This window comes from Vreelandella halophila (assembly GCF_009856365.1).
Taxonomy (GTDB): domain Bacteria; phylum Pseudomonadota; class Gammaproteobacteria; order Pseudomonadales; family Oleiphilaceae; genus Halospina; species Halospina utahensis_B.
Genome location: NZ_WMEX01000007.1, coordinates 64,738 through 87,317 on the forward strand (window position 1 = coordinate 64,738; position 22,580 = coordinate 87,317).

Here is a 22,580-nt window from a genome sequence, read left to right on the forward strand (position 1 = left end):
CCGCGCCCTTGGTTCGGGGAAAGCCCGGATCGACCCTCATTTTCACCGCCCTTCATTCGAAATACCAGTGATTCAGAGGCCCTTTTCGTGATTGAGAATCTTCGCAACATCGCCATCATTGCACACGTTGACCATGGCAAGACCACGCTGGTCGACCAGCTGCTGCAGCAATCCGGGACCCTGGATCGCAAGTCATCGGACACTGACCGTATCATGGACTCCGATGATCAGGAGAAGGAGCGGGGCATCACCATCCTCTCCAAGAATACTGCGATCAACTGGGGCGAATACCGGATCAACATCGTCGACACGCCCGGCCACGCCGATTTCGGTGGCGAGGTGGAGCGGGTCATGTCCATGGTCGACTCGGTCCTGCTGCTGGTCGACGCCGTTGACGGCCCCATGCCCCAGACCCGCTTCGTGACCCAGAAGGCGTTCGCCAAGGGGCTTAACCCCATTGTTGTGGTGAACAAGGTGGACCGGGAAGGCGCCCGCCCGGACTGGGTGATCAACGAAGTCTTCGACCTGTTCGATGCACTGGGCGCCAACGAGGACCAGCTGGACTTCCCGATTGTCTACGCGTCCGCCCTCAACGGCATTGCCGGTGAGGATCCGGATGCCCTGGAAGACGACATGGATTCGCTGTTCAAGATGATCGTCAACCAGGTTCCGGCACCGAGCGTGGATCCGGACGCATCCCTGCAGATGCAGGTCTCCTCGCTGGACTACGACCCCTACGTGGGCGTGCTGGGCGTGGGCCGCATCAAGGGCGGCCAGATGAAGCCCGGCCAGCAGGTGGCCGTGATTAACCGCGAGGGGGAGCAGCGCAATGCCAAGCTGCTGGAAGTGAAAGGCTTCCTCGGCCTTAACCGCGTGAACGTGGATGAAGCCAACGCGGGCGATATTGTCTGTATCTCCGGCATCAGCAACCTTCGCATCTCGGATACGATCTGCAGCCGCGAAGCCCCCGAGGCGATGCCGGCGCTGACCGTGGACGAGCCGACCGTAAGCATGACGTTCCAGGTGAACGATTCGCCCTTCGCTGGCCAGGACGGCAAATACGTCACCAGCCGCCAGATCAAGGAGCGCCTTGAGCAGGAGCTGCTGCACAACGTGGCGCTGCGGGTCGAGCAGGGCGACGCAGCGGAAAAGTTCACGGTCTCAGGCCGTGGTGAGCTGCACCTGGCTGTTCTGATCGAGAACATGCGCCGTGAAGGCTTTGAGCTGGGCGTCTCTCGCCCCGAAGTGGTGCAGCGTGAGAACAACGGCGCCAAGGAAGAGCCCTACGAGCAGGTCGTGGTCGACATCGAAGAGCAGCACCAGGGCTCGGTCATGGAAGAGATGGGCAACCGTCGCGCCGAGATGCAGAACATGGTGCCGGACGGCCGTGGCCGCGTGCGGATTGATTTCATCATGCCGGCGCGCGGGCTGATCGGTTTCCGTTCCCAGTTCCTGACCCTGACCCAGGGCTCGGGTATCCTGACCCACGTGTTTGACCACTGGGGTCCGGTCAAGGGTGGTATGGCCGAACACCGCCATAACGGTGCCATCGTTTCCATGGTCAAGGGCACTACCACGGCCTACTCTCTGTTTACGCTGCAGGACCGTGGCCGCCTGATGGTGGGCCCGGGCGCCGAGGTGTACGAGGGTATGGTTATCGGTATTCACGCGCGGGAGAATGACCTGACGGTGAATCCGACCAAGGGCAAGCAGCTCACCAACGTGCGTGCCGCTGGTACGGACGAGAACCTGGTGCTGACCCCGCCGATCGAGATGACCCTCGAGAACGCGCTTGAGTTCATCGATGACGATGAACTGGTGGAGGTTACGCCCAATAACCTGCGGGTCCGCAAGAAGCTGCTGACTGAAACGGATCGCAAGCGCGCCGGCAAGAAATAGGGTGGCTGAGCCTGCCCCGGGCGCCTAGACTTGGGGCATGCTGACCCTTTACCCGGAAATCGCCCCCTACGCCACCCATCGCCTGGACGTGGGGGATGGCCACAGTCTCTACCTGGAGGAGTCCGGGCATCCCGACGGGATCCCGGTGCTCGTGGTTCACGGCGGTCCGGGTGCGGGCAGTGATGGCACTGCCCGCCGTTTCTTTGATGCGGAGCGCTACCGCATCATCCTCTTCGATCAGCGCGGTTCCGGCCGCTCCACCCCGTTTGCGTCCGTAGAGAACAATACCACCGCCCATCTGCTTGAGGACATGGAGCGCATCCGCGCGTTCTTCGGCATTGAGCAGTGGCTTCTGTTTGGCGGTTCATGGGGGTCCACGCTCAGTCTGTTGTACGCCCAATCCCACCCGGAGCGGGTTCTGGGGCTGATCCTTCGGGGTATCTTTCTCTGCCGCGAGCGCGATATCAGCTGGTTCCTGCAGGACGGGGCCAGCCGGATCTTTCCGGATTACTGGGAGGATTTCATCGCCCTTATCCCGGAGAGTGAGCGGGATGACCTGATCCGTGCCTACCACCGGCTGCTGCACAGCGACAACGAGCTGGAGCGCCTGCAGGCCGCCCGCACCTGGGCGATCTGGGAGGGGCGCTGTGCCACCCTGCACCCGAACCCGGCAGCGGTGGAGCGTTTCGGGCACGCGCATCTGGCGCTCTCCCTCGCCCGTATCGAGTGTCACTACTTCCTCAACGGCGGTTTCATCGAGGAAAACCGGATCCTGGACAACCTGGATGCCATCCGCGATAAACCGGCCCGTATGGTTCACGGTCGCTACGACATGGTCTGCCCGCTGGAGAACGCTGTCACGCTGCACGATGCCTGGCCGGAAGCGGATCTTTCCATTATCCGTGACGCCGGACATGCGGCCTCGGAGCCCGCTATCGTCGATGCACTGATCCGGGCAACCGAAGCTATGAGTGATCGCTTCGGGCCGGATTTCGGCTTCCTATAAGGGGGGCTAATCGTCAGACCGGCTCGCCATGGGATGGAACGAGCCGGTTGGGTTGGGTTAAAGGCTGAAGGACTTGCTGTAGACAGCTTGGATCAGCGTACTGCGGCGAGTGTCGTCGTCATTGTCTACATCAACAATTGTGCTGGTGGTGAAGGAGAGTTCATCGTTGAACTGGAACGAGAGGTCCAGGTGCGTCATGTCTTCTCCGAATCCGCCGTAACTGTTGCCCTGAGCTGCATCGTCAAAGCTGTGATGTCCAACGGTGGCACTGAATGCGTCGTAGCCGTAGCCGGCGGTGATATAGCTGTAACCCGGCAGGCCAGCCACTGTATCCACGTAGCCAAGGCTTGCGCCATAGGCTTCGACATTCAGATAGACTTCGGAGAAGTCACCGACGAGGTCCGGGGAGGTGGACTTGTCCTGGCTGGGGTAGATGTAGTTGATGGCACCAACATCCACCGATACGTCATCGGTAATGTCTGTGGCATAACCCGCATACAGATCGTATTCCTGACCCAGATTCGAGTCGCCGCTGGCGGCCCATACACCGGTATAGAGCCCGACGCCGCTGTCGAAATCGAGGCTGCCGGAAACGTGCGCGTTACCGCCGGTACTGAGGTCGACGCCGCGGAACAGATACATGTTGGAAATGCCGACGCTGGCGCTCAGGCTGGGATCGAACGCGGCGGCGGGTGACGCGGCGAACATTGCGCCAGCGCCCATGAATCCGGCAGCGATGCAGCTGAAAAGACGGGTACGTTGAGTCTGCATGATAATAGCCTCCGTTGGCTGTTTTGATTAATTCCGTTGCAGTGCAACTTGTCCCTACCACAGCAGCCGCTGTGCCTTTTTCTAAAAAGTCCTTTAAAATCAGTATCTAAAAATGGTTAAGGGCGGTTGTCAGGAGGGTGGAGGCGCTTTGTGGGCTGGCCTTGGGGGCTGTTTTGGTGCAGGTGCACACTGGTATGCGTCATTGCAGGGCGCTTTCTGGCACCATGAGTGGCTGCTGTTATCTGGACAGGAGGAGGTTGTTTGAAAGGGCTTATACAGCGTGTCAGCAGCGCCAGCGTCAGTATCGACGGAGAGGTCGTGGGAGAGGTCGGTTATGGTCTGCTCCTGTTTCTTGGGGTTCAGAAAACGGATGGGGCGGCCGAGCAGAAACGGATGCTGGAGCGCGTGCTTGAGTACCGTGTGTTTCCTGATGAACAGGGGCGTATGAACCGGAGCCTACGCGATTGCGGCGGTGACCTGCTGGTGGTGCCCCAGTTCACTCTGGCGGCGGATACCAGCAAGGGCAGCCGGCCCTCCTTTTCGTCCGCGGCCCGGCCCGAGCGCGGCGAACACTGGTTCAATGCGTTTGTGGAGGCAGCCCGCCAGGAGGTGGACGTGGCACCGCCCGGGATCGGGCATCTGGCCACCGGCCGGTTTGGTGCGGACATGCAGGTACAGCTGGTCAATGACGGGCCGGTAACGTTTCTGTTGAGCGTGTAGCGTTGAGGTTTCTTTAGCCGGTGGGGCCTCAGTGGTATTCTGCCGGCTCTGATAACACTAGGGGGTTCCATGAAGCGGAAAGGAATTGTTCTGGCACTGGCCGCGCTGGCGGCTGGTGGCGTGCAGGCCCAGGATTCGGGCCGCAGCGGCGACAGTGAACTGACACTGGCGGAGGTGGACGCACTGACGCACCGGCTGGACATGATGCCGGAGATCTACGGCCAGCTTGGGCTGGTGATGGAGCACCGCGATACGGATGGTGCTCGCGGCAGCGAAACCGCCTTCCGCGACAGCAACTCCTGGATCGGCCTGCGCAACCGCACCGAACTCATGCCGGGTACCGAGGGTTTCTTCCGTGCTGAGTGGCGCTCTATTCCCACCCGCGCCGATGAAGACCGGAACCGGATGTTCGATGAGCATGTCGAGTACGCCTACATCGGCCTTGAGGGTGACTTTGGCCGCATCTGGGGTGGCGTGGACGATACCGTGTATGAACAGCAGCTCGACCACGTTGCCAATTTCTTTGAAGGCGAATTCCGCCATGAGGACGGTGGGCGTGATACAAGGCGCCATCCGCTGGGCCCCTACACCACGGGCCGTGACCGTCTGGTGCAGTACACCACACCCTCCTGGGGCGACCTCCGGCTGCATACCGCGGTTCAGCTGAACGAGGATGGTAGTCCCGAAGTCGGAAACGACCAGGAGAAGGAAAGCCGTCCCTATCAGGCCGTACTGAGCTATACCCCTGGCAACTGGGAATGGGCGCTGGGTATGGATTCCAATGACGGCGGCGACGTGCTCGGGGCAAACCCCTCCGAACGGGAACGGCTTCAGGCAGGCAACGAGAATACCTACGGCGGCCGCATGACCTATGAGGGTGAACGCTGGCACTTCACCGCCCAGTATCAGCACCGCAAGGACATCGCCAGCGTGGCGGCCCTGCTGACCAGCTACCGCATCGGCCCCAACCGGTTCTCGGTTTCCTGGGAAAGGGAGCGTGATGAACTTGCACAGCAGGTTTCCGGTGGTGACCTGGATAGCGAAACCACCAACGCCTACACGGCCCAGGTCATGCACGATCTGACCGAGTCCATGGCGGTGTACGTGGAAGGCTACAAAGCCAGTTCGAATGAGCAGACGCCGGACCGATTCGATCTGATGGTCGGCGCCCGTTACCGGTTCTGATCCATGAGCGAGACCGAGCTCAAACTCAGCATGACCCCCGCCAACCTTGACCGGGCCGGGGGCTGGCTGAGTACCAGGGGCGCCGTGGAGCAGGGCGAGCCCCTGACGCTCCTCAACCGTTACTATGACACCCCGGAGGGAGCCCTGAACGCGGAACGGGTGGCTCTGCGCGTGCGCGCCACCGGGAGTGGCTACATCCAGACCCTGAAAACCCGCGGTCACCTCCAGGGGGCGGCCTTGGCGCGCCAGGAATGGGAGTGGGAAAGACCGGAAGCTTCCCTGGACCTGGCGCTTATGGCTGACACCCCCATGGCGGATCACCCGGCCCTGAGCCACCTGGCACCCGTCTTTGACACGGACTTCCAGCGTCGCGTCCTTATGCTTGACTGGTCCGAGCAGGGGCAGTGGGCACGCATCGAATGCGCGCTGGACAATGGAGTGATCCGTGCCAGCGGGCAGGAGCAGCCGCTCTGTGAACTCGAGCTGGAACTGGTGGAGGGCGATGCCGGCATTCTCTCGCGGGTTGCAACCGCGCTGACAGCGAGCGTGCCGGCACTGCTCAACAGCATCAGCAAGGCTGAGCAGGGCTATCATCTGGCCGGGGTGGGCGCATCGGGAGAGGCTGGGTCCGGGGCCAGTCCCCAGGTGTGGCTGGATGCCCTGTGCCGCTTCTGGCTGGGGGATGATCCGGCTGGCTGGGAGCATTTTCTTCAGTTGCATCGACAACTGTCCGGTTCTGCAGAGGCAGCCGGGGCCGGGGAGGCCTACACTCAGGTCACAGCGGAGCTCGAATCCGCTGCGGCACAATGCATGTCGCCCCGCGAGGCCCTGACCACCATGCGCGGGCTGGCGCCGCTGCAGCTGGCACTGCTTGTCTGAACGGCATCAACCGGCGAGCTGATGGCACACCGACAGGAAGGTAACCACCATGATGGACCCTCTGGATGACGGGAAACTGGCACCGTTGCCTGACGCCCTCCGGGAGAAGGCGGCTGAAGGCTGGCGCAGTCTCATGGATGTGGAATCCGCCGCGAGCCAGGCGCATTTCGAGGCCCATCGCGAGGGCATCATCCAGGCCATTGCCCGCAGTGACTTCCTGTTCGAGCAGTTGCGGCGCCACCCCGATGTGCTGGAGCCGCTGTTCGAGTCAGAGCTGCTGACGCGCCCCTGGTGCCCGGGTGAGATCCGGGAGGACTGGCAGGCGCAGCAGCCGCATATCCAGGCGGAGGCGGAACTCCAGAAGGCCCTGCGGACCTTCCGGCGACGCTGGATGTTCCGGATCGTATGGCGCGATCTGCTGGGCGAAGCGGATCTCGAGGAAACCATGGGCGCCATGACCGAGCTGGCCGACGCCTGTATCGATGGCGCGGTTTCATGGCTCTACGCGGATGCCTGCCGCGAGTGGGGCACCCCCATGGGCGCGGATCCGGTTACAGGGGAGCACGTCGCCCAGCCCCTGCTGGTGATCGGCATGGGTAAGCTGGGTGCCGGGGAACTCAATCTCTCCTCGGACATCGATCTGATCTTCGCCTACCCGAGCAGTGGCGAAACCGAAGGCGCACGGCGCAGTGTCGACAATCAGGTCTTTTTCAGCCGCCTGGGTCAGAGGCTGATCCGCGCGCTGGATCAGCCCACCGCCGACGGTTTCGTCTTCCGTGTGGACATGCGGCTGCGCCCGAACGGCGAGAGTGGCCCCCTGGCCATGAGCTTTGGTGCCCTGGAGACGTACTACCAGAACCAGGGCCGGGAATGGGAACGCTATGCGCTGATCAAGGCACGGGTGGTCAGTGGGCCCAGGGAGCATGCCAGCCACCTTCAGCAGCTGCTGCACCCGTTCATCTACCGGCGCTACATTGATTTCTCCGCCTTCGAGTCGCTGCGGGAGATGAAAAAGCTCATCCAGCGCGAGGTTCGCCGGCGCTCACTGGAGAGCAACATCAAGCTGGGAGCCGGTGGCATCCGGGAGATTGAGTTTGTGGCCCAGGCGTTCCAGCTGATCCGCGGTGGCCGTGAGCCGGTCCTCCAGGAGCGCCGTCTCCGCGAAGTGCTGTCTGCCCTTGGGAGTATGGAGCTGTTGCCGGATGAGGTGGTTGCGGATCTGGACAGCGCCTATGTCCTGCTCCGGGATACCGAGCACGCCCTCCAGGGCATTGCCGACCAGCAGACCCAGACTCTGCCTTCGGATGCGGCGGGCCGGGCACGGGTGGCGCTGATCATGGGGTACGGGGACTGGGACAGCCTTGCCGGTGAACTGCAGGCACACCGGGAACGGGTCAACGCGCATTTCGCGGACATCATCGCTCTGGAAGAGGACGAGGGAGAGGATGATGGTGGCCAGGATGGCTGGGAAGAGATCTGGGCCGGTTCGCTGGGGGAGGAGACGGCCAGCCAGTGGCTGGAAAGGGCCGGGTTCGAGTCGGCCACTGAGTCACTGGAACGGCTGAAATCCCTGCGGGAAGGCCGGGTTGTCACCACTCTCCAGAGTGAGGGACGGCGTCGCCTGGACCGCTTCCTGCCACGGCTTCTGGCTGCACTGGCGGAGGAGGACGCCCCGTCCGCCACTTTGGAGCGTGTGCTTCCGCTGGTGGAAGCGGTTCTGCGCCGCAGCGCCTATCTGCTGCTGCTCACGGAGAATCCGGGGGCATTGCGGGAACTGGTACGCCTGTGCGCGGCCAGCCCCTGGATTGCGGACCAGCTGGCGGAGACGCCGCTGCTGCTGGATGAACTGCTCAACGCTGAAAGCCTCTATACGCCGCCGGACCGTGATCAGCTGCAGGCGGACCTGAACCAGCAGATGCTGCGGATTCCGCTGGACGACCTGGAAGAACAGATGGAGGCGCTGCGCCACTTCCGGAAGGCCCATGTGCTGCGCGTGGCCGCCTCCGAGATCCGTGGCACACTGCCGTTGATGAAGGTCAGCGACTATCTGACCTGGATTGCCGAGGCCGTTCTGGAGCATGTGGTGGTGCTGGCCTGGCACCACCTGACCCAGCGCTACGGCACGCCCACGGATGATCAGGGGGAGCCCATTGAGATGGACTTCGCGATCATCGGCTATGGCAAGTTCGGCGGTATCGAGCTGGGCTACACCTCGGATCTGGACCTGGTGTTCGTGCACGACAGTGATCCGCAGAATGTGACCGATGGCGATAAATCCATTGATAACGCGGTCTTCTATGCGCGCCTCGGTCAACGGGTGGTGCACATCCTCCAGGCGCAGACACCCTCCGGCCAGCTCTACGAAGTGGATATGCGGCTGCGGCCCTCGGGCAACTCAGGGTTGCTGGTCTCCACGCTGGATGCGTTCCGTACCTACCAGGAGCGCGATGCCTGGACCTGGGAGCATCAGGCCCTGGTCCGGGCGCGCTGGGTGGCCGGGAGCCAGGTTTCCGGCGAAGGGTTTGCGCGGATCCGCCATGATATCCTGGCAAATGAGCGCGACCCCGAGGCTCTGCGCCAGGAGGTGGTTGCCATGCGCCAGCGCATGCGTGATGCCCATGCCTCCGGGGATCCCGGCATATTCCACGTCAAGCAGGATCCGGGAGGGATCATCGACATCGAGTTCATGGTCCAGTACCTCATCCTGGCCTGGGCTCACCGGTACCCGGCCATCACCCACCAGTCGGACAACATCCGCCAGATGGAATCCCTTGGCGAGGCCGGTGTTCTGGATACTGCCATGGCTGAGCGTCTGCGGGATGTGTTCATCACCATGCGCTCGACTGTGCACCGGCGTGCGCTGCAGCGCCTCAACAGCGAGGTTTCGGCGGACCAGTTCGAGGCGGAGAGGCGCTACGTCATGGAGTGCTGGCAGACCCTGATGCATCCTCCTGCCGTTTAGGGGCTGTCCGTCCGTGCGCTCTCCGGTTCTCATGGAGGGCCCGTTTCCTGCTAGAATCCCGGGTTTGATGCTCTGGCCGAAAATACAGACGAGAGGAGTTGGCGGCAATGTCGATGGCGGATCGTGATGGTCTTATCTGGCTTGACGGGGAACTGGTGCCCTGGCGTGATGCCAAAGTGCATGTGCTGACCCATACCCTTCACTACGGCATGGGCTGCTTTGAGGGGGTGCGTGCCTACAGCACGGATGAGGGACCGGCGATCTTCCGTCTCCAGGACCACACCCAGCGCCTGTTCAACTCCGCGCACATCCTCAACATGAAGATGCCTTACGATCAGGAGACCCTCAACGACGCCCAGCGTCTGGTGATCCGTGAGAACGGTCTGGCCTCTGCCTACATCCGGCCCATGGTTTTCCTGGGGTCCGAGGGCATGGGGCTGCGTGCGGACAATCTCCAGGTGCACGTCATGATCGCCGCCTGGGAGTGGCCCTCGTACATGGCGCCGGAAGCACGGGAACAGGGCATCCGTATCCGCACCTCGTCCTACACGCGTCATCACGTGAACATCACCATGTGCAAGGCCAAGGCCAATGGCAACTACATCAACTCCATGCTGGCGCTCAATGAGGCCATGAGCTGCGGCTATGATGAAGCCCTGCTGCTGGACAACGAAGGTTACGTTGCGGAGGGGACTGGAGAGAACCTGTTCATCGTCCGCAATGGCGAACTGCATACGCCGGAGCTGACTTCCTGCCTGGATGGCATCACCCGGCGGAGCATTCTCGAATTCGCCCGTGAACTGGACATCCCCGTGAGAGAGCGTCGGATCACCCGCGACGAGATCTACATCGCGGACGAAGCGTTCTTTACCGGCACGGCTGCCGAGGTGCTGCCCATCCGCGAGCTGGACAACCGCACCATTGGCAAAGGCAGCCGTGGCCCCATTACCGAGCAGTTCCAGCAGATGTACTTTGACGCCGTGGAAGGGCGCCGGGAGCGGAACAGGGACTGGCTGACCGTCGCCACCTGAGCCCGGGAACGCCTGCATATGGCACGCTGGCTCTATTCACTTCTGCTGACGCTGCTGCTACCCGGCATTCTGGCGTTCCTGTGGTACCGGGGTCTTAAGGACAGACGGTACCGCGAGCGCTGGCCGGAGCGGCTGGGTTACGGGCCGGTTCCCGAAAATGCCGGCATCCTCTGGATCCACGCCGCATCCGTAGGCGAGGTGATCGCGGCTGCTCCCATGGTCAGGGCCCTCCGTGAACAGGCGCCGGACCGACAGATACTGGTCACCACCATGACACCCACAGGCGCCGAGAGGGTTCGTGCCGCCTTCGGGGATCAGGTGATGCACGCCTATATTCCACTTGACCTTCCCTGGATGGTGAATGCCTTCATCCGGCGCGTGAAGCCGTCGGGACTGGTCATCATGGAAACCGAAGTATGGCCCAACCTGGTGAATGCCTGTGCCCGCAGGGGGATTCCGGTGATCCTTGCGAATGCCCGGCTCTCGGAGAAATCCGCCTCGGGGTATGCCCGTGTGGCACCGCTGACGCTGCCGGCTTTCCGTTCCCTTGACTGGATTGCCGCCCAGTCGGATGCGGACGCGCAACGTTTCCGCGCCATGGGCGTGCGCTCGCAACAGCTTTCGGTAACAGGCTCGATCAAGTATGACCTGCGGATTCCGGAAGCGGTGCGCGATGAGGCGGCCGCACTCAGGGAGAGTTTCGGAGAAGGGCGGCCCGTATGGATCGCCGCCAGTACCCATGACGGCGAGGATGAGCCTGTCCTGGCCGCGCATCGCCGCCTGCTGGAACGTTACCCGCGGGCACTGCTGGTGCTGGTGCCACGCCACCCCGAGCGCTTTGATGCAGTGGCACGGCTCACTGAGCAGCAGGGCCTGACCCTGGCGCGTCGGACAGCGGCTGACGATCCCGCCTCTGCTCAGGTTTACCTTGCGGACACCATGGGTGAGCTCCTGATGCTCTTCGGGTGTGCGGATATCGCCTTTATCGGCGGGTCGCTCATTGAGCGTGGCGGGCACAACCCGTTGGAGGCGGCGGCCTGGTCGCTGCCGGTGCTGACCGGGCCGAATGTGTTCAACTTCGTCAGTGTGTTTGAGCGCCTTGCGGACGAGCAGGCCGTGCGGTTTGTGGATGGCACCGATGCGCTGGCCGCGGTGCTGGAGGAGCTTGTGGGGGCAGCGTCGGAACGGGAGGCGCTGGGCCAGCGTGGCCGGGCCGTGGTGGATGCCAACCAGGGCGCGGTGGCGCGCCTGGTGGAGGGTGTCCTCAGGCGGCTGCCCGATTACTGATCCGGGGTCTGGTCCCCGTTGTCCTGCCGTTCCTCGCGGGTTACCTGCCTTGCCAGACGTTCAATGCCCGGAGCTGTAGCGCTCAGCCAGCGGTCAAGGCCTTGCAGATCCTGGGGGCTCAGCGTTCCGGCTACCTGCTTCAGGCGCAGTGTGTTGAGCACGTAGTCGTAGCGGGCATTGGCGTAGTCCCTCAGAGCAACGTAGTAGTTCTGCTCAGCATCCAGTACTTCAACGATGTTCCTTGTACCCACCTCGTAGCCGGCACGCGTGGCGTCCAGCGCGCTGCGCCTTGAAACAATGGTCTGGCGCTGGGCATTGATGGTCTGGATGTTGGTGGTGATCCGGCGGAACAGGGAACGGGCGTCAAGGCGGACATTGCGGCGCACCGTGTCCAGGTTGCGTTGGGCCTGCTCGCTTTCCGCCCGAACCCGCCGGACACCGGCCTGGGTGCCGCCACCACTATAAAGAGGAATGTTCAGAGACAGTCCGATGGTGGTATCGGTGCGCGGATACTCGTCCATCGGATTGGTCGGTATGGGTGCCCCCGGCGCCCCCGTGGCCGGGAGGTCAAAGTCATTATCCTGGTGCTGACGCTGGACCCGGGCGAACAGGTCCAGTGTGGGCAGGTGCTCGGAGCGTGCTGCGCTGAGCTGCTCGCGGGTGGCGTCCACGGTAAGCTGTTGTGCCTTCAGCTCCCAGTTCTGCTCCAGTGCGGTCTGGGCCCAGGCCTTGGGGTTGGCCGGTTCCGGGCTGCTGATCGGGAAGTCGGTTTCCAGCCGTTCGAGGGTCTCCGGGAACTGGCCGGTCAGTCGCGCAAGGCTCTCGCGTTCGATGTCCAGCTGGCTCTGGGCAGCGATCCGCTGCGAGCGGCTTGCGTCGTAGCCTGCGCGAGCTTCCTCCACTTCAGTGGTGGCTACCAGCCCCACGTCATAGCGCTCTTTCGCTTGCTCCCACTGGCGCCGCAGGGCCGCTTCCTGAGCCTGGGCGGTGTCCAGTTCGTCTTTGGCGCGCAGCACATTGAAGTACTGTTCCGCTACTTTCAGCATCAGCCCCTGTTCAGCGCGGGAGAGTTCCGCCGCCGCAACCTTGCTCTGCTTCTGGCTGGCCTGGAAACCATACCAGGCGTTGGCCCGGAACAGGGGCTGGCTGAGCTGGAGGCCATACTCATGGTTGGTGACGTGGCCATCCACAGTGTTGAGCTCGGTATAGGTGGATTCTCCGAAGGCGTCCAGCTGGGGCAGAAGCGGAGCTCTGGACTCAGCCACAGCTGCCTCACGGGCTTGTCGGGCTGCCCTGGCCGCCGCCAGTTCTGAATCATAGGAAAGGGCCTTGCGGTAGACGTCCATCAGACCCTCGCCGTGAGCCTGGGTAACGGGGAGCAGCAGGGCCGCAATCAGTGCGGGAAGAGCGCGCGCTTTCATTGGATCCCTCAAGCGTTGATCAAGGATGGCCGTGACCGGCGGTCACCATTATGGACAAGTTCCGGGGCAATCTCTAGACTCGAATGGACTGTCTTGACGGGGTGCCGGACCCGGGGTTGGCGTTTGCCGCCGCGACCGGCTGAGATTGCGAATGCAGAACCCGCAGACCTGATCCGGCTAGCACCGGCGTAGGGATCGAGACAGGCGGGTGCTGACTGTACCGCCTCCTTGTTTGCCACTACTGACGTCATGTCTGCCTCTGCGTTCTCCCGTCCGTTCGATCACCAACGGAGGAGAACCACCATGAACCCATCCAATGAGCTCCTGAGCGAGAACGAGCGCGTCAACGACGCCACCATCGACCAACTGCCTGCGTCGCATAAAGTGTACGTGTCGGGCAGTCGTCCGGATCTGAACGTGCCCATGCGCGAGATCCAGCTGAGTCCCACAGACACGGCCGAGGGCCCGGAAGCCAACGAGCCGTTGCGGGTCTACGATACATCCGGCCCCTATACGGATCCCGCTGCTGCCATCGACCTCCGTGAGGGCCTCGCGCCTTTGCGCGCCGGCTGGATCGATGAACGGGGTGATACGCAGCGCCTGCCCGAGTTCAGTTCCGAAACTACTCGCCAGCGGCTGCGTGACCCACGACGGGACGCCTTCCGCTTCGGCCGGCCGCCCAAGCCCAGGGTGGCCAGCGCGGGCGGCAACGTGAGCCAGATGCACTACGCGCGGAAGGGCATGGTCACCCCCGAGATGGAATTCATCGCCATCCGCGAGGGCGTCGATCCCGAATTCGTGCGTGATGAAGTGGCGCGTGGACGTGCCATCATCCCCAACAACATCAACCACCCGGAATCTGAGCCCATGATCATCGGGCGCAACTTCCTGGTGAAGGTCAACGCCAACATCGGCAACTCGGCGGTGACTTCCTCGATCGAGGAAGAGGTGGGCAAGCTGACCTGGGCGATCCGCTGGGGGGCGGATACCATCATGGATCTGTCGACCGGTAAGGACATCCACGAGACCCGGGAATGGCTGCTCCGCAACTCACCGGTGCCTGTGGGCACGGTACCCATCTACCAGGCACTGGAGAAGGTGGATGGTACGGCCGAGGACCTGACTTGGGAGCTGTTCCGGGATACCCTCATCGAACAGGCCGAACAGGGCGTGGACTACTTTACCATTCATGCCGGGGTGCGCCTGCACCATGTGCCCATGACGGCGGAACGGACCACGGGTATCGTGTCGCGCGGTGGGTCCATCATGGCCAAGTGGTGCCTGTCCCGGCACGAAGAGAGCTTCCTCTATACGCATTTCTCTGAGATCTGCGAGATCATGAAGGCCTATGACGTTGCCTTCTCCCTGGGCGACGGGCTGCGCCCCGGCTCCATTGCCGATGCCAACGACCGGGCGCAGTTCGCGGAGCTGGAGACACTGGGCGAGCTCACGAAGATCGCCTGGGAGCATGATGTCCAGTGCATGATCGAGGGACCTGGTCATGTGCCGATGCACCTGATCAAGGAAAACATGGAGCGTCAGCTTGAGTGCTGTGACGAGGCGCCGTTCTACACGCTGGGGCCGCTGACAACCGACATCGCGCCGGGCTATGATCACATTACCTCCGGGATTGGCGCTGCCATGATCGGCTGGTATGGTTGCGCCATGCTCTGCTACGTGACGCCGAAGGAGCATCTGGGCCTGCCCAACCGCGAGGACGTGAAAGAAGGGCTGATGGCCTACCGGATTGCGGCGCACGCGGCGGACCTGGCCAAGGGCCACCCCGGAGCCCAGCGGCGGGATGACGCGCTTTCCAAGGCGCGCTTCGAGTTCCGCTGGGAAGATCAGTTCAACCTCGGACTGGATCCCGAACGGGCCCGAGCCTATCACGATGAGACCCTGCCCAAGGATTCGGCGAAGGTGGCGCACTTCTGCTCCATGTGCGGGCCGAAGTTCTGTTCCATGAAGATCTCCCAGGAGGTGCGTGACTACGCGCGGGAGCATGGTCTGAACGATGAAGCGGCGCTGCGGGAAGGGCTGGCGGACAAGTCCGCCGAGTTCCGCGAACAGGGAGGGGATCTGTACCACGAAGTCTGAGACCGATGAGGCCCTGATGGGAGAGCTGGACAGCACCTTTGACCACGATGACGTGACCATTGAGTCCGATGAGGCGCTCTATCAGGGTTTCTTCCAGCTTCGTGGGCTGCGGTTCCGGCACCGCCTTTTCGGAGGCGGCTGGAGCCCTGCCATGCATCGCGAGATCTTCTGGCGTGAGAACTGCACCTGTGTGCTGCCCTATGACCCCTGGCGGGACGAAGTGGTGCTTCTGGAGCAGTTCCGCGCCGGCGCCCTGGGGCGTGAGGCCTCGCCCTGGCTGCTGGAGGTGGTCGCCGGCATCAACGAATCCGGTGATGACGGTGAGACCACCGCCCGCAGGGAAGCCGAGGAGGAAGCGGGGCTGACCCTGGGGCGTGTCGAGAAGATCTGTGACTATCTGGTCTCACCTGGCGGTACCAATGAACTTGTGCACCTCTATGGCGGCTGTGTGGATGCGGCCGGTGCAGGTGGTATCCATGGCCTTGAGCATGAGAACGAGGACATCCGCGTGCAGCCTCTTGCCTTTGAAATCGCCATGGAGGGCCTGCGTGACGGCCGGATCTGGAACGCACCAGCCATCATGGCCCTGCAGTGGCTGGCTCTGAACCGTGAGCGGTTGCGGGATGAGTGGAGGGCCGGGTGATGGTGCAGCGGTATGTGCCGGACCTGACCCGCTTCGCGGCGGTGTGCGAGGCCAACTACCATCGCCTGGGCCATCTTGAGCGCCTCGGGCCCGATGCGGACTCCGATGTGTTCTTCCAGTTGCATGACGGTGGTCGGCATCTGGGAGACGTGCATCTGTGCCGTCTGGAGAAGGCGCGCTTCACCGAGACCTGGTACCTGGAACAGGTGGCGAACAACGGGCGCTGGCTCAATAACCCCCGCATGACGGTGCGTGCCTATCACGATGTGGGGATGCTGGAAGTGATGAGCTGTTTCCGGCATGGGCGCATCCGCGCTGTGAATCCCTACCCCAATGCGCGAATGCATCTTCCGGATGAGAAGCTGCAGATCAATCTGTTCCTGGCGGACTGGCTGGATTTCTGCCTCAGGTTCGGGCAGGCGGCCGACCTGGATTCGGTCTGGAGCCTGGAATCCTGAACCCGTGATGACGTTCCCTAAATCCGTTGGGCAATAACGCATAAGCCCGCTATATTGAAGGGCATAGCGACGAAGGGAGCCCATAGCCACCATGGACGCCTCAGCCGAGCCCCTGCATGTGCTGCAGATTACGGACCCCCACCTGATGGGGGACCCGGAAGGGCGCCTGCTCGGGATCAATACGCGCCAGACACTGGAGGCAGTGCTGGCGCATGTCCGCGTCCATTACGGTCAACCGGATCTGGTTCTGGCAACCGGCGATATCTCCCAGGATGGCAGTGACGACTCCTATCACTATTTCCGGGAGCAGACCGCTTTCTTTGAGGGGCCTGTCTTCTGGGCAGCGGGCAATCACGATGTGCTGCCGGCAATGGAGCGGGCCATCAGGGGAACCCGATCGGCAGAGCGGCGTTACCGGAGCCATGGGTGGCAGCTGATCTGCCTGGACTCCTCGGTGCCGGACCAGGTGCACGGGTGCCTGGGGGAGAAGGAACTGGCGTATCTGGATGCCTGCCTGAAGGAGCACCCCGGGGATCATGCGCTGGTGTGCCTGCATCACCATCCGATCCGTATCGGTGCCGAATGGATGAATGCCATTGGCCTGCAGGATCACGAAGCCCTCTTCGAGGTGCTGGCGCGCCACGAGCAGGTGCGGGGACTTCTCTGGGGGCATATCCACCAGTCCCTGGACCAGGAGACCGGCGGCTGGCGGATGCTGGCCAGCCCCTCCACCTGCGTGCAGTTTCTGCCGGATTCAGAGTCCTTTGCGGTTGATGTCGTGCCGCCGGGTTACCGCTGGCTCGCGCTCTATCCGGACGGGCGCATCCGCTCCGGCGTGGAACGCATTGCCGATGATGACTACGGACTGGAGCTCGACAGCGTTGGCTACTGATGACCCTGACCTGATCTATCTTCATGGGTTCCGTAGTGCGCCGGCTTCCGAAAAGGCAAGGGAGCTGGATGCCTGGCTGCATGAATCCGGCTACCGGGGGCAGTGGTTCATTCCCCAGTTGGCAACCACGCCTGCCGGCGTGGAGGCGCAGCTCGCCGGGCTCATCGAAGAGGCGCCGGGTTCCGGGCCCGGCCTGATCGGCAGCTCCCTGGGCGGGTTCTTCGCGATGGTGATGGCGGAGCGCTATGGTCTGCCGGCGGTCCTGATCAATCCCGCCGCGCATCCCTACCGCCTGATGGAGGAGTCACTCGGCGAGCACACCAACCTCTATACCGGGGAGAGCTTCCACGTTACGGAGGAGCACGTGCATCAGCTCAAGGCCATGGATCCGGGGGTTCTGTCACACCCTGAGCGCCTCATGGTTCTTCTGGAAACCGGCGATGAAACACTGGACTACCGGCAGGCTGCCGAAAGGTTCACCGCCAGCAAGCTGGTTGTGCACGAAGGTGGTAACCACCGCTACACGCGGTTCCGCCAGGAGCTGCCGATGATGATGGACTTTCTGCGGCGCGGGGTCAGTCCTCAGTAACCGCCGTGGACCGTGATCCCCATATCACGGAAGTTCTGAGCCATTTCCTCCAGGTCGTACTGGGTCAGGCCGGTGTGGATGAGTACATCCTGTTCCAGGCGCTGCCATTCATAATCCTCTTCCTGCTGGCCCAGGATCGAGAAGTTACCGCAGATGTGCTCAGCGATTTTGAGCGTGGCCAGCAGTGTCTTGCGTTCCTGGGCCCGGGTGCCCGTCTGGGCAAAGACCTGCTGAACGTTGTGGTGTTCGGCGATGACCTCGCAGAGGTGGCGCGGCAGGTTCCAGGATTTGGCCACGTAATAGCCGACGACCGCATGGTTGGTGTTCAGCATCCGGTTCTCAACGTCGATCAGGCGCGGTTCGTCACGCGCGTAGCTCTCCATCATGACATCGTCGTAGTCCGGGAAGCGCTCCATCATCAGTGGAATACCGGCGTTGTGGAAAAGTCCAATCGCATAGGATTCATCGGGGTTCTTGGCGCCGATGGCGCGCGCCACATGGGCCGAAACCTGGGCGATGTCCGTGGCGGTGTCCCAGAACCGGGTCATGGCACGGATCGCCTGATCCGACATCTCGCCCTTGATGCTCAGGCCGTTGATGATGTTGATGACCGTGGTGGGGCCGAGCAGCGCGACTGCCTGTTCAATGGATGAGATCTGGTTGCTGTGCTGCAGGAAGGGCGAGTTGACGAACTTGAGCATCATTCCGGACAGGGAGACATCCTGCCGGATGAGTTTGGCGATCTGTTCGATGTCCGGATCCGGCATCGCCTGCTCCATCTGGAGGTCCACCATGATCTGGGGCTGTGGTGGAATCCGGATGCCCTGGAGGACGTTGTGGATCTGTTCGTCGGTGAGTTCCGCAGGCATAGGGGCGTATCATCCTGTTGGGTTGCTGCCCCCAGCCTAGACCAGATGGTGGCGATAGGCTGTAACTGATTGTTCAGGGCGTTCCTGTATCTCCGTAGGAGCGAGCCTCGCTCGCGATTGTTACCCGGGATCGCGCCGGGATCGCGAGCGAGGCTCGCTCCTACGGGGACTGGAGATCCAGGATTGGCCAGCCGCGGTGGTGGGCGGTGTCACGCAGGGCAGGGTCCGGGTTGGTGGCAACCGGGTTGGGCACGGTTTCCAGCAGCGGCAGGTCGTTGCGCGAGTCACTGTAGAAGTGCGCGCCATCCAGGGTTTCCGAGCGATCGAGCAGCCATTCCTCGAGCCGCGTGATCTTGCCGTCCCGGAAGCAGGGGGTGCCGGCAACGCGGCCGGTAAAGGCGCCATCCACCACTTCCGGCTCGGTGGCAATCAGGTTGGGGATACCCAGGCGCGCCGCGATGGGTTCCGTGACGAAGCGGTTAGTGGCGGTGATGATCAGCAGGGTCTCTCCACGCTCACGGTGACGGTTGATGAGGGCTTCGGCCGCGGGTTCGATCATGGGCTCTACCCGTTCCTGCATGAATCGTTCCCGCAGCTTCCGCAGTATTGCAGGTTTCTGGCTGGCCAGTGGTTCCAGGGCGAAGGCCAGGTATTGCTCAATATCCAGCCGACCGGCCTCGTAATCGCGGTAGAACTGGTCGTTGCGCTGGCGGTAGCGCTCCCCATCGACCACGCCGGTATCGATCAGGAACTGGCCCCAGGCATGATCGCTGTCGCCGTGCAGAAGGGTGTTGTCCAGGTCGAAGATGGCGAGTGTCACGGTAGTGCGGCCTCCGGGAGAATTCGGGGCGCAAGGGTATCACAATCACCGTAGGAGCGAGCCCTGCTCGCGATGGATGTTGGGAATCGCGAGCAGGGCTGGCTCCTACGCGGTTTGCTCCGGGGCTATCAATTCTGGAAAAATGACACTAACTTACACGTAGAAGATGAATAACAAACAGAGGTGTTGCCGTGATTGACTCCGACGGATTCAGACCGAATGTCGGAATCATGCTGGCGAATCACCGGGGGGAATTGCTCTGGGCCAGGCGCATCGGCCAGGACGCCTGGCAGTTTCCACAGGGAGGCATCAATGAGGATGAGACACCGGAGCAGGCCCTCTATCGCGAACTGATGGAGGAGGTTGGCCTGGACTCATCGGATGTCCGGATCATCACTACCACCCGGGGCTGGCTCAGGTACCGCCTGCCCCGGCGCATGGTCCGAAGGGATTCACGCCCGGTGTGCATTGGCCAGAAACAGAAATGGTTCCTTCTCGAGATGCTCTCGCCCGACGCCCGGGTGAGGGTTGATCGCAGCCATAAGCCTGAATTCGACGGCTGGCAGTGGGTCAGTTACTGGTACCCGCTGGGGCAGGTGGTGTCCTTCAAACGCGAAGTCTACCGCAGGGCGCTGAGGGAACTGGCGCCGGGGGTATTCAGGCTACAGTCAAAGGGGCAACCGCCGGCCCGCCAGGAAAGCTGACCGACTATGACCACAATGCTCAGCACGCTGCGAAGCATCGTCCAGGAACTGAACGGAATCAATAACCTGCAGGACGCGCTGGACACCATAGCGGCGCGTGTCCAGACCGCTATGCACACCGAAGTCTGCTCGGTCTATCTCTACGACGACAAATCCGGCTGTTACGTGCTCAAGGCCACCGAGGGTCTCTATAAGTCCGCGGTGGGCCAGGTCCGTATTGCGCCTTCTGAGGGCCTGGTGGGGCTGGTTGGGACCCGTGAGGAGCCCATTAACCTGGAGGATGCCCAGAAGCACCCGCGCAACCGCTACTTTCCGGAGACCGGTGAGGAACGCTTCGGCTCTTTCCTTGGCGTACCCATTATCCACCACCGGCGCGTGCTGGGTGTGATCGTCGTCCAGGAGACCCAGAACAGCCGCCGCTTTGACGAGGGTGAGGAAGCCTTCCTGGTCACCATCTCCGCCCAGCTTGCCGGGGTCATTGCCCACAGTGAGGCGACCGGTGCCATTGGCGGTATCTCGATCAGCGGTGACCAGGCCCGGGATGTGGCTTTCAGCGGTGTCGCCGGTGCTCAGGGCGTGGCCATCGGGACCGGCGTGGTGGTGTTTCCGCCGGCGGATCTGGATTCGGTGCCGGACAAGCGCTGTGAGGATGTGGATGCGGAGATCGAGCGCTTCCGCGCGGCCGTTTCCGCGGTACGGGACGATGTGGAGCAGGTAGGCGAGCGCCTTGCGCCGCAGCTGAGACCGGAAGAGCAGGCCCTGTTCGAGGTCTATCTGCGCATGCTTCACGACCATGCGCTGCCCGGCGAGGTGGAGAACCGCATCCGTGAGGGGCTCTGGGCACCGGGGTCGCTCAAGGCGGTGGTGAACCAGTATGTCCGCCACTTCGAGATGATGGGGGATCATTACCTGCGTGAGCGGGCCGTGGATATCCGTGATCTCGGGCGCCGTCTGCTCTCCCACCTCCAGGAAGGGGAGTCAGAGACACCGGAGTACCCGGAACGGACGATTCTGGTCAGTGATGAACTGACGCCCGCGATGCTTGGGGAAGTGCCCCAGGGCCAGCTGGCCGGCCTGGTATCCGTCCGCGGTTCCGGCAACTCCCACGTGGCCATCCTGGCCCGGGCCATGGGCGTGCCCACGGTCATGGGGCTGGTGGACATCCCGGTGGCGCAGCTGGATGGCAGGGAACTGATTGTGGACGGCTATGAGGGCCAGATCTTCGCTTCGCCCTCCACCGAGCTCAAAGCCTTCTTCGAGTCCATCATTGAGGAAGAGCAGGAGCTGGTTAAGGGGCTGGAGGAGCTGCGCGACAAGCCGTGTGAGACCCTGGATGGCCATCGTATACCGCTGTTCGTGAACACTGGTCTGATCACGGACGTGGTGCGCTCACTCAGTCACGGGGCGGAGGGCATTGGCCTGTACCGCACCGAGGTGCCGTTCATGATCAATGAGCGGTTCCCCTCCGAACAGGAGCAGAAGGCCTATTACCGCGAGCAGCTTGAGGCCTTCGCTCCGGCGGAGGTCACCATGCGCACGCTGGACATCGGCGGTGACAAGGCGCTGACCTATTTTCCGATTGTTGAGGAGAACCCCTTCCTGGGGTGGCGCGGTATCCGGGTCACGCTGGACCACCCGGAGGTGTTCCTGGTCCAGATCCGCGCCATGATCAAGGCGAGTGAGGGGCTGGACAACCTGCGCATCATGCTGCCGATGATCAGCAATGTCTCTGAGATCGAGGAGGCCCAGCACCTGATCTATCGCGCCTGGCATGAGGTGCGTGACGAGGGCTACCAGCTGGCGATGCCTCAGGTCGGGGTTATGATCGAGATCCCTGCGGCCGTGTACCAGGTGCGGGAGATCGCGGCCCGGGTCGACTTCGTCTCCGTGGGGTCGAACGACCTGACCCAGTACCTGCTGGCGGTGGACCGCAACAACCCGCGCGTGGCCAGCCTCTATCACTCCTATCACCCGGCGGTGCTCCAGGCACTGTGCCAGGTGGCCCAGGACTGCCATGATGTGGGCAAGCCGGTCAGCATATGCGGTGAGCTGGCGGGAGACCCCGGCGGCGCCATACTGTTGCTGGCCATGGGGTACGACGCCCTTTCCATGAACGCCTCCAACCTGCCGCGGATCAAGTCCGTGATCCGTGGCATCGACATGGATATGGCCCGTGGGCTGCTGGCGGAGGTGCTGACCCTGGATTCACCGCATGTGATCCGCAGCTGTGTGGAACTGGCCCTGCGCAAAGCCGGGATCGGGCGTTTTATCCGGCCGGAACGCAGTGGCTCCGGGGTACGGGAACTCGCGGCCTCCCGGGAGTGAGCGGGCATTCAGTGCTATCCTT

Annotated in this window: 19 protein-coding genes and 1 riboswitch; of the genes, 15 read left to right on the forward strand and 4 right to left on the reverse strand. The window is 62.7% G+C overall.

The features are described 5' to 3' along the window. Positions 1-87: 87 nt before the first annotated feature. Both typA and pip read left to right on the forward strand, forming a co-directional pair. Positions 88-1,899 carry a translational GTPase TypA gene (gene typA, locus GLW01_RS12665; RefSeq protein WP_151440424.1) on the forward strand — a complete coding sequence of 604 codons (1,812 nt, stop codon included), beginning with the start codon at positions 88-90 and terminating at the stop codon, positions 1,897-1,899. A gap of 37 nt (positions 1,900-1,936) precedes the next feature. Continuing rightward, complete coding sequence (gene pip, locus GLW01_RS12670; protein WP_160899269.1) at positions 1,937-2,905, forward strand: prolyl aminopeptidase; 969 nt, start codon at positions 1,937-1,939, stop codon at positions 2,903-2,905. Positions 2,906-2,962: 57 nt separating this feature from the next. Here the strand turns inward: pip and GLW01_RS12675 are convergent, their stop codons facing one another. Then, entirely contained in the window at positions 2,963-3,676 is a 714-nt protein-coding gene (locus tag GLW01_RS12675; protein WP_160899270.1) for a TorF family putative porin, read from the reverse strand. A 261-nt stretch (positions 3,677-3,937) separates the two neighbouring features. Here GLW01_RS12675 and dtd point away from each other — a divergent pair, with 261 nt between their 5' ends. The 6 genes from dtd (at position 3,938) to waaA (ending at position 11,740) form a co-directional block, all read left to right on the forward strand. Next, the gene (gene dtd / locus GLW01_RS12680; protein ID WP_151440421.1) at positions 3,938-4,396 is read left to right on the forward strand and encodes a D-aminoacyl-tRNA deacylase; all 459 of its coding nucleotides are present in this window, start codon (positions 3,938-3,940) and stop codon (positions 4,394-4,396) included. A gap of 69 nt (positions 4,397-4,465) precedes the next feature. After that, a complete protein-coding gene (locus GLW01_RS12685) occupies positions 4,466-5,581 on the forward strand; it encodes a porin (RefSeq protein WP_160899271.1) in 1,116 nt (371 codons plus the stop codon). A 3-nt stretch (positions 5,582-5,584) separates the two neighbouring features. Next, complete coding sequence (locus GLW01_RS12690) at positions 5,585-6,460, forward strand: CYTH domain-containing protein (protein ID WP_160899272.1); 876 nt, start codon at positions 5,585-5,587, stop codon at positions 6,458-6,460. 49 nt (positions 6,461-6,509) lie between these two features. Continuing rightward, the gene (gene glnE / locus GLW01_RS12695; protein ID WP_202405715.1) at positions 6,510-9,422 is read left to right on the forward strand and encodes a bifunctional [glutamate--ammonia ligase]-adenylyl-L-tyrosine phosphorylase/[glutamate--ammonia-ligase] adenylyltransferase; all 2,913 of its coding nucleotides are present in this window, start codon (positions 6,510-6,512) and stop codon (positions 9,420-9,422) included. Positions 9,423-9,529: 107 nt separating this feature from the next. Continuing rightward, on the forward strand, positions 9,530-10,453 hold the full coding sequence (locus GLW01_RS12700; RefSeq protein WP_151440418.1) for a branched-chain amino acid transaminase: 924 nt from the start codon (positions 9,530-9,532) through the stop codon (positions 10,451-10,453). Positions 10,454-10,471: 18 nt separating this feature from the next. After that, a complete protein-coding gene (gene waaA, locus GLW01_RS12705) occupies positions 10,472-11,740 on the forward strand; it encodes a lipid IV(A) 3-deoxy-D-manno-octulosonic acid transferase (protein WP_160899273.1) in 1,269 nt (422 codons plus the stop codon). Here waaA and GLW01_RS12710 read toward each other — a convergent pair. Next, complete coding sequence (locus GLW01_RS12710; RefSeq protein WP_160899274.1) at positions 11,734-13,161, reverse strand: TolC family outer membrane protein; 1,428 nt, start codon at positions 13,159-13,161, stop codon at positions 11,734-11,736. The two genes, waaA and GLW01_RS12710, sit on opposite strands and share 7 nt — an antisense overlap. A gap of 87 nt (positions 13,162-13,248) precedes the next feature. Next, a riboswitch (TPP riboswitch) is annotated at positions 13,249-13,373 on the forward strand. Between the two features lie 91 nt (positions 13,374-13,464). Between GLW01_RS12710 and thiC the strand changes: the two genes are divergently transcribed. The 5 genes from thiC to GLW01_RS12735 all read left to right on the forward strand — a co-directional run bounded on the left by thiC (position 13,465) and on the right by GLW01_RS12735 (position 17,840). Further along, positions 13,465-15,258 (forward strand): phosphomethylpyrimidine synthase ThiC, encoded by a 1,794-nt coding sequence (gene thiC / locus GLW01_RS12715; protein WP_160899275.1) that lies wholly within the window; start codon positions 13,465-13,467, stop codon positions 15,256-15,258. Positions 15,259-15,274: 16 nt separating this feature from the next. Beyond that, the gene (locus GLW01_RS12720; RefSeq protein WP_160899276.1) at positions 15,275-15,901 is read left to right on the forward strand and encodes an NUDIX domain-containing protein; all 627 of its coding nucleotides are present in this window, start codon (positions 15,275-15,277) and stop codon (positions 15,899-15,901) included. Further along, the gene (locus GLW01_RS12725) at positions 15,901-16,359 is read left to right on the forward strand and encodes a DUF1249 domain-containing protein (protein WP_151440413.1); all 459 of its coding nucleotides are present in this window, start codon (positions 15,901-15,903) and stop codon (positions 16,357-16,359) included. The genes GLW01_RS12720 and GLW01_RS12725 overlap by 1 nt, the downstream gene beginning before the upstream one ends. A 91-nt stretch (positions 16,360-16,450) precedes the next feature. Continuing rightward, positions 16,451-17,251 carry a 3',5'-cyclic-AMP phosphodiesterase gene (gene cpdA, locus GLW01_RS12730; protein ID WP_160899277.1) on the forward strand — a complete coding sequence of 267 codons (801 nt, stop codon included), beginning with the start codon at positions 16,451-16,453 and terminating at the stop codon, positions 17,249-17,251. Beyond that, a complete protein-coding gene (locus GLW01_RS12735) occupies positions 17,241-17,840 on the forward strand; it encodes a YqiA/YcfP family alpha/beta fold hydrolase (protein WP_160899278.1) in 600 nt (199 codons plus the stop codon). The genes cpdA and GLW01_RS12735 overlap by 11 nt, the downstream gene beginning before the upstream one ends. Here GLW01_RS12735 and GLW01_RS12740 read toward each other — a convergent pair. Together GLW01_RS12740 and GLW01_RS12745 are read right to left on the reverse strand one after the other, a co-directional pair. After that, positions 17,834-18,709 carry an HDOD domain-containing protein gene (locus GLW01_RS12740; RefSeq protein WP_160899279.1) on the reverse strand — a complete coding sequence of 292 codons (876 nt, stop codon included), beginning with the start codon at positions 18,707-18,709 and terminating at the stop codon, positions 17,834-17,836. The genes GLW01_RS12735 and GLW01_RS12740 overlap by 7 nt on opposite strands. Positions 18,710-18,869: 160 nt before the next feature. Continuing rightward, positions 18,870-19,529 (reverse strand): HAD family hydrolase, encoded by a 660-nt coding sequence (locus GLW01_RS12745; protein WP_160899280.1) that lies wholly within the window; start codon positions 19,527-19,529, stop codon positions 18,870-18,872. Between the two features lie 191 nt (positions 19,530-19,720). Between GLW01_RS12745 and rppH the strand changes: the two genes are divergently transcribed. Both rppH and ptsP read left to right on the forward strand, forming a co-directional pair. Continuing rightward, complete coding sequence (gene rppH / locus GLW01_RS12750) at positions 19,721-20,233, forward strand: RNA pyrophosphohydrolase (protein WP_151440408.1); 513 nt, start codon at positions 19,721-19,723, stop codon at positions 20,231-20,233. Positions 20,234-20,248: 15 nt separating this feature from the next. Next, positions 20,249-22,558 carry a phosphoenolpyruvate--protein phosphotransferase gene (ptsP, locus tag GLW01_RS12755; protein ID WP_151440473.1) on the forward strand — a complete coding sequence of 770 codons (2,310 nt, stop codon included), beginning with the start codon at positions 20,249-20,251 and terminating at the stop codon, positions 22,556-22,558. Positions 22,559-22,580 lie beyond the last annotated feature (22 nt).

Coding starts and splice junctions, on each gene's coding strand:
- GLW01_RS12690 (WP_160899272.1), top strand. CDS start 5,585: ATGAGCGAGACCGAGCTCAAACTCAGCATGACCCCCGCCAACCTTGAC.
- GLW01_RS12740 (WP_160899279.1), bottom strand. CDS start 18,709: ATGCCTGCGGAACTCACCGACGAACAGATCCACAACGTCCTCCAGGGC.
- GLW01_RS12675 (WP_160899270.1), bottom strand. CDS start 3,676: ATGCAGACTCAACGTACCCGTCTTTTCAGCTGCATCGCTGCCGGATTC.
- GLW01_RS12710 (WP_160899274.1), bottom strand. CDS start 13,161: ATGAAAGCGCGCGCTCTTCCCGCACTGATTGCGGCCCTGCTGCTCCCC.
- GLW01_RS12700 (WP_151440418.1), top strand. CDS start 9,530: ATGTCGATGGCGGATCGTGATGGTCTTATCTGGCTTGACGGGGAACTG.
- glnE (WP_202405715.1), top strand. CDS start 6,510: ATGATGGACCCTCTGGATGACGGGAAACTGGCACCGTTGCCTGACGCC.
- thiC (WP_160899275.1), top strand. CDS start 13,465: ATGAACCCATCCAATGAGCTCCTGAGCGAGAACGAGCGCGTCAACGAC.
- cpdA (WP_160899277.1), top strand. CDS start 16,451: ATGGACGCCTCAGCCGAGCCCCTGCATGTGCTGCAGATTACGGACCCC.
- pip (WP_160899269.1), top strand. CDS start 1,937: ATGCTGACCCTTTACCCGGAAATCGCCCCCTACGCCACCCATCGCCTG.
- GLW01_RS12720 (WP_160899276.1), top strand. CDS start 15,275: ATGGGAGAGCTGGACAGCACCTTTGACCACGATGACGTGACCATTGAG.
- ptsP (WP_151440473.1), top strand. CDS start 20,249: ATGCTCAGCACGCTGCGAAGCATCGTCCAGGAACTGAACGGAATCAAT.
- waaA (WP_160899273.1), top strand. CDS start 10,472: ATGGCACGCTGGCTCTATTCACTTCTGCTGACGCTGCTGCTACCCGGC.
- GLW01_RS12725 (WP_151440413.1), top strand. CDS start 15,901: ATGGTGCAGCGGTATGTGCCGGACCTGACCCGCTTCGCGGCGGTGTGC.
- GLW01_RS12685 (WP_160899271.1), top strand. CDS start 4,466: ATGAAGCGGAAAGGAATTGTTCTGGCACTGGCCGCGCTGGCGGCTGGT.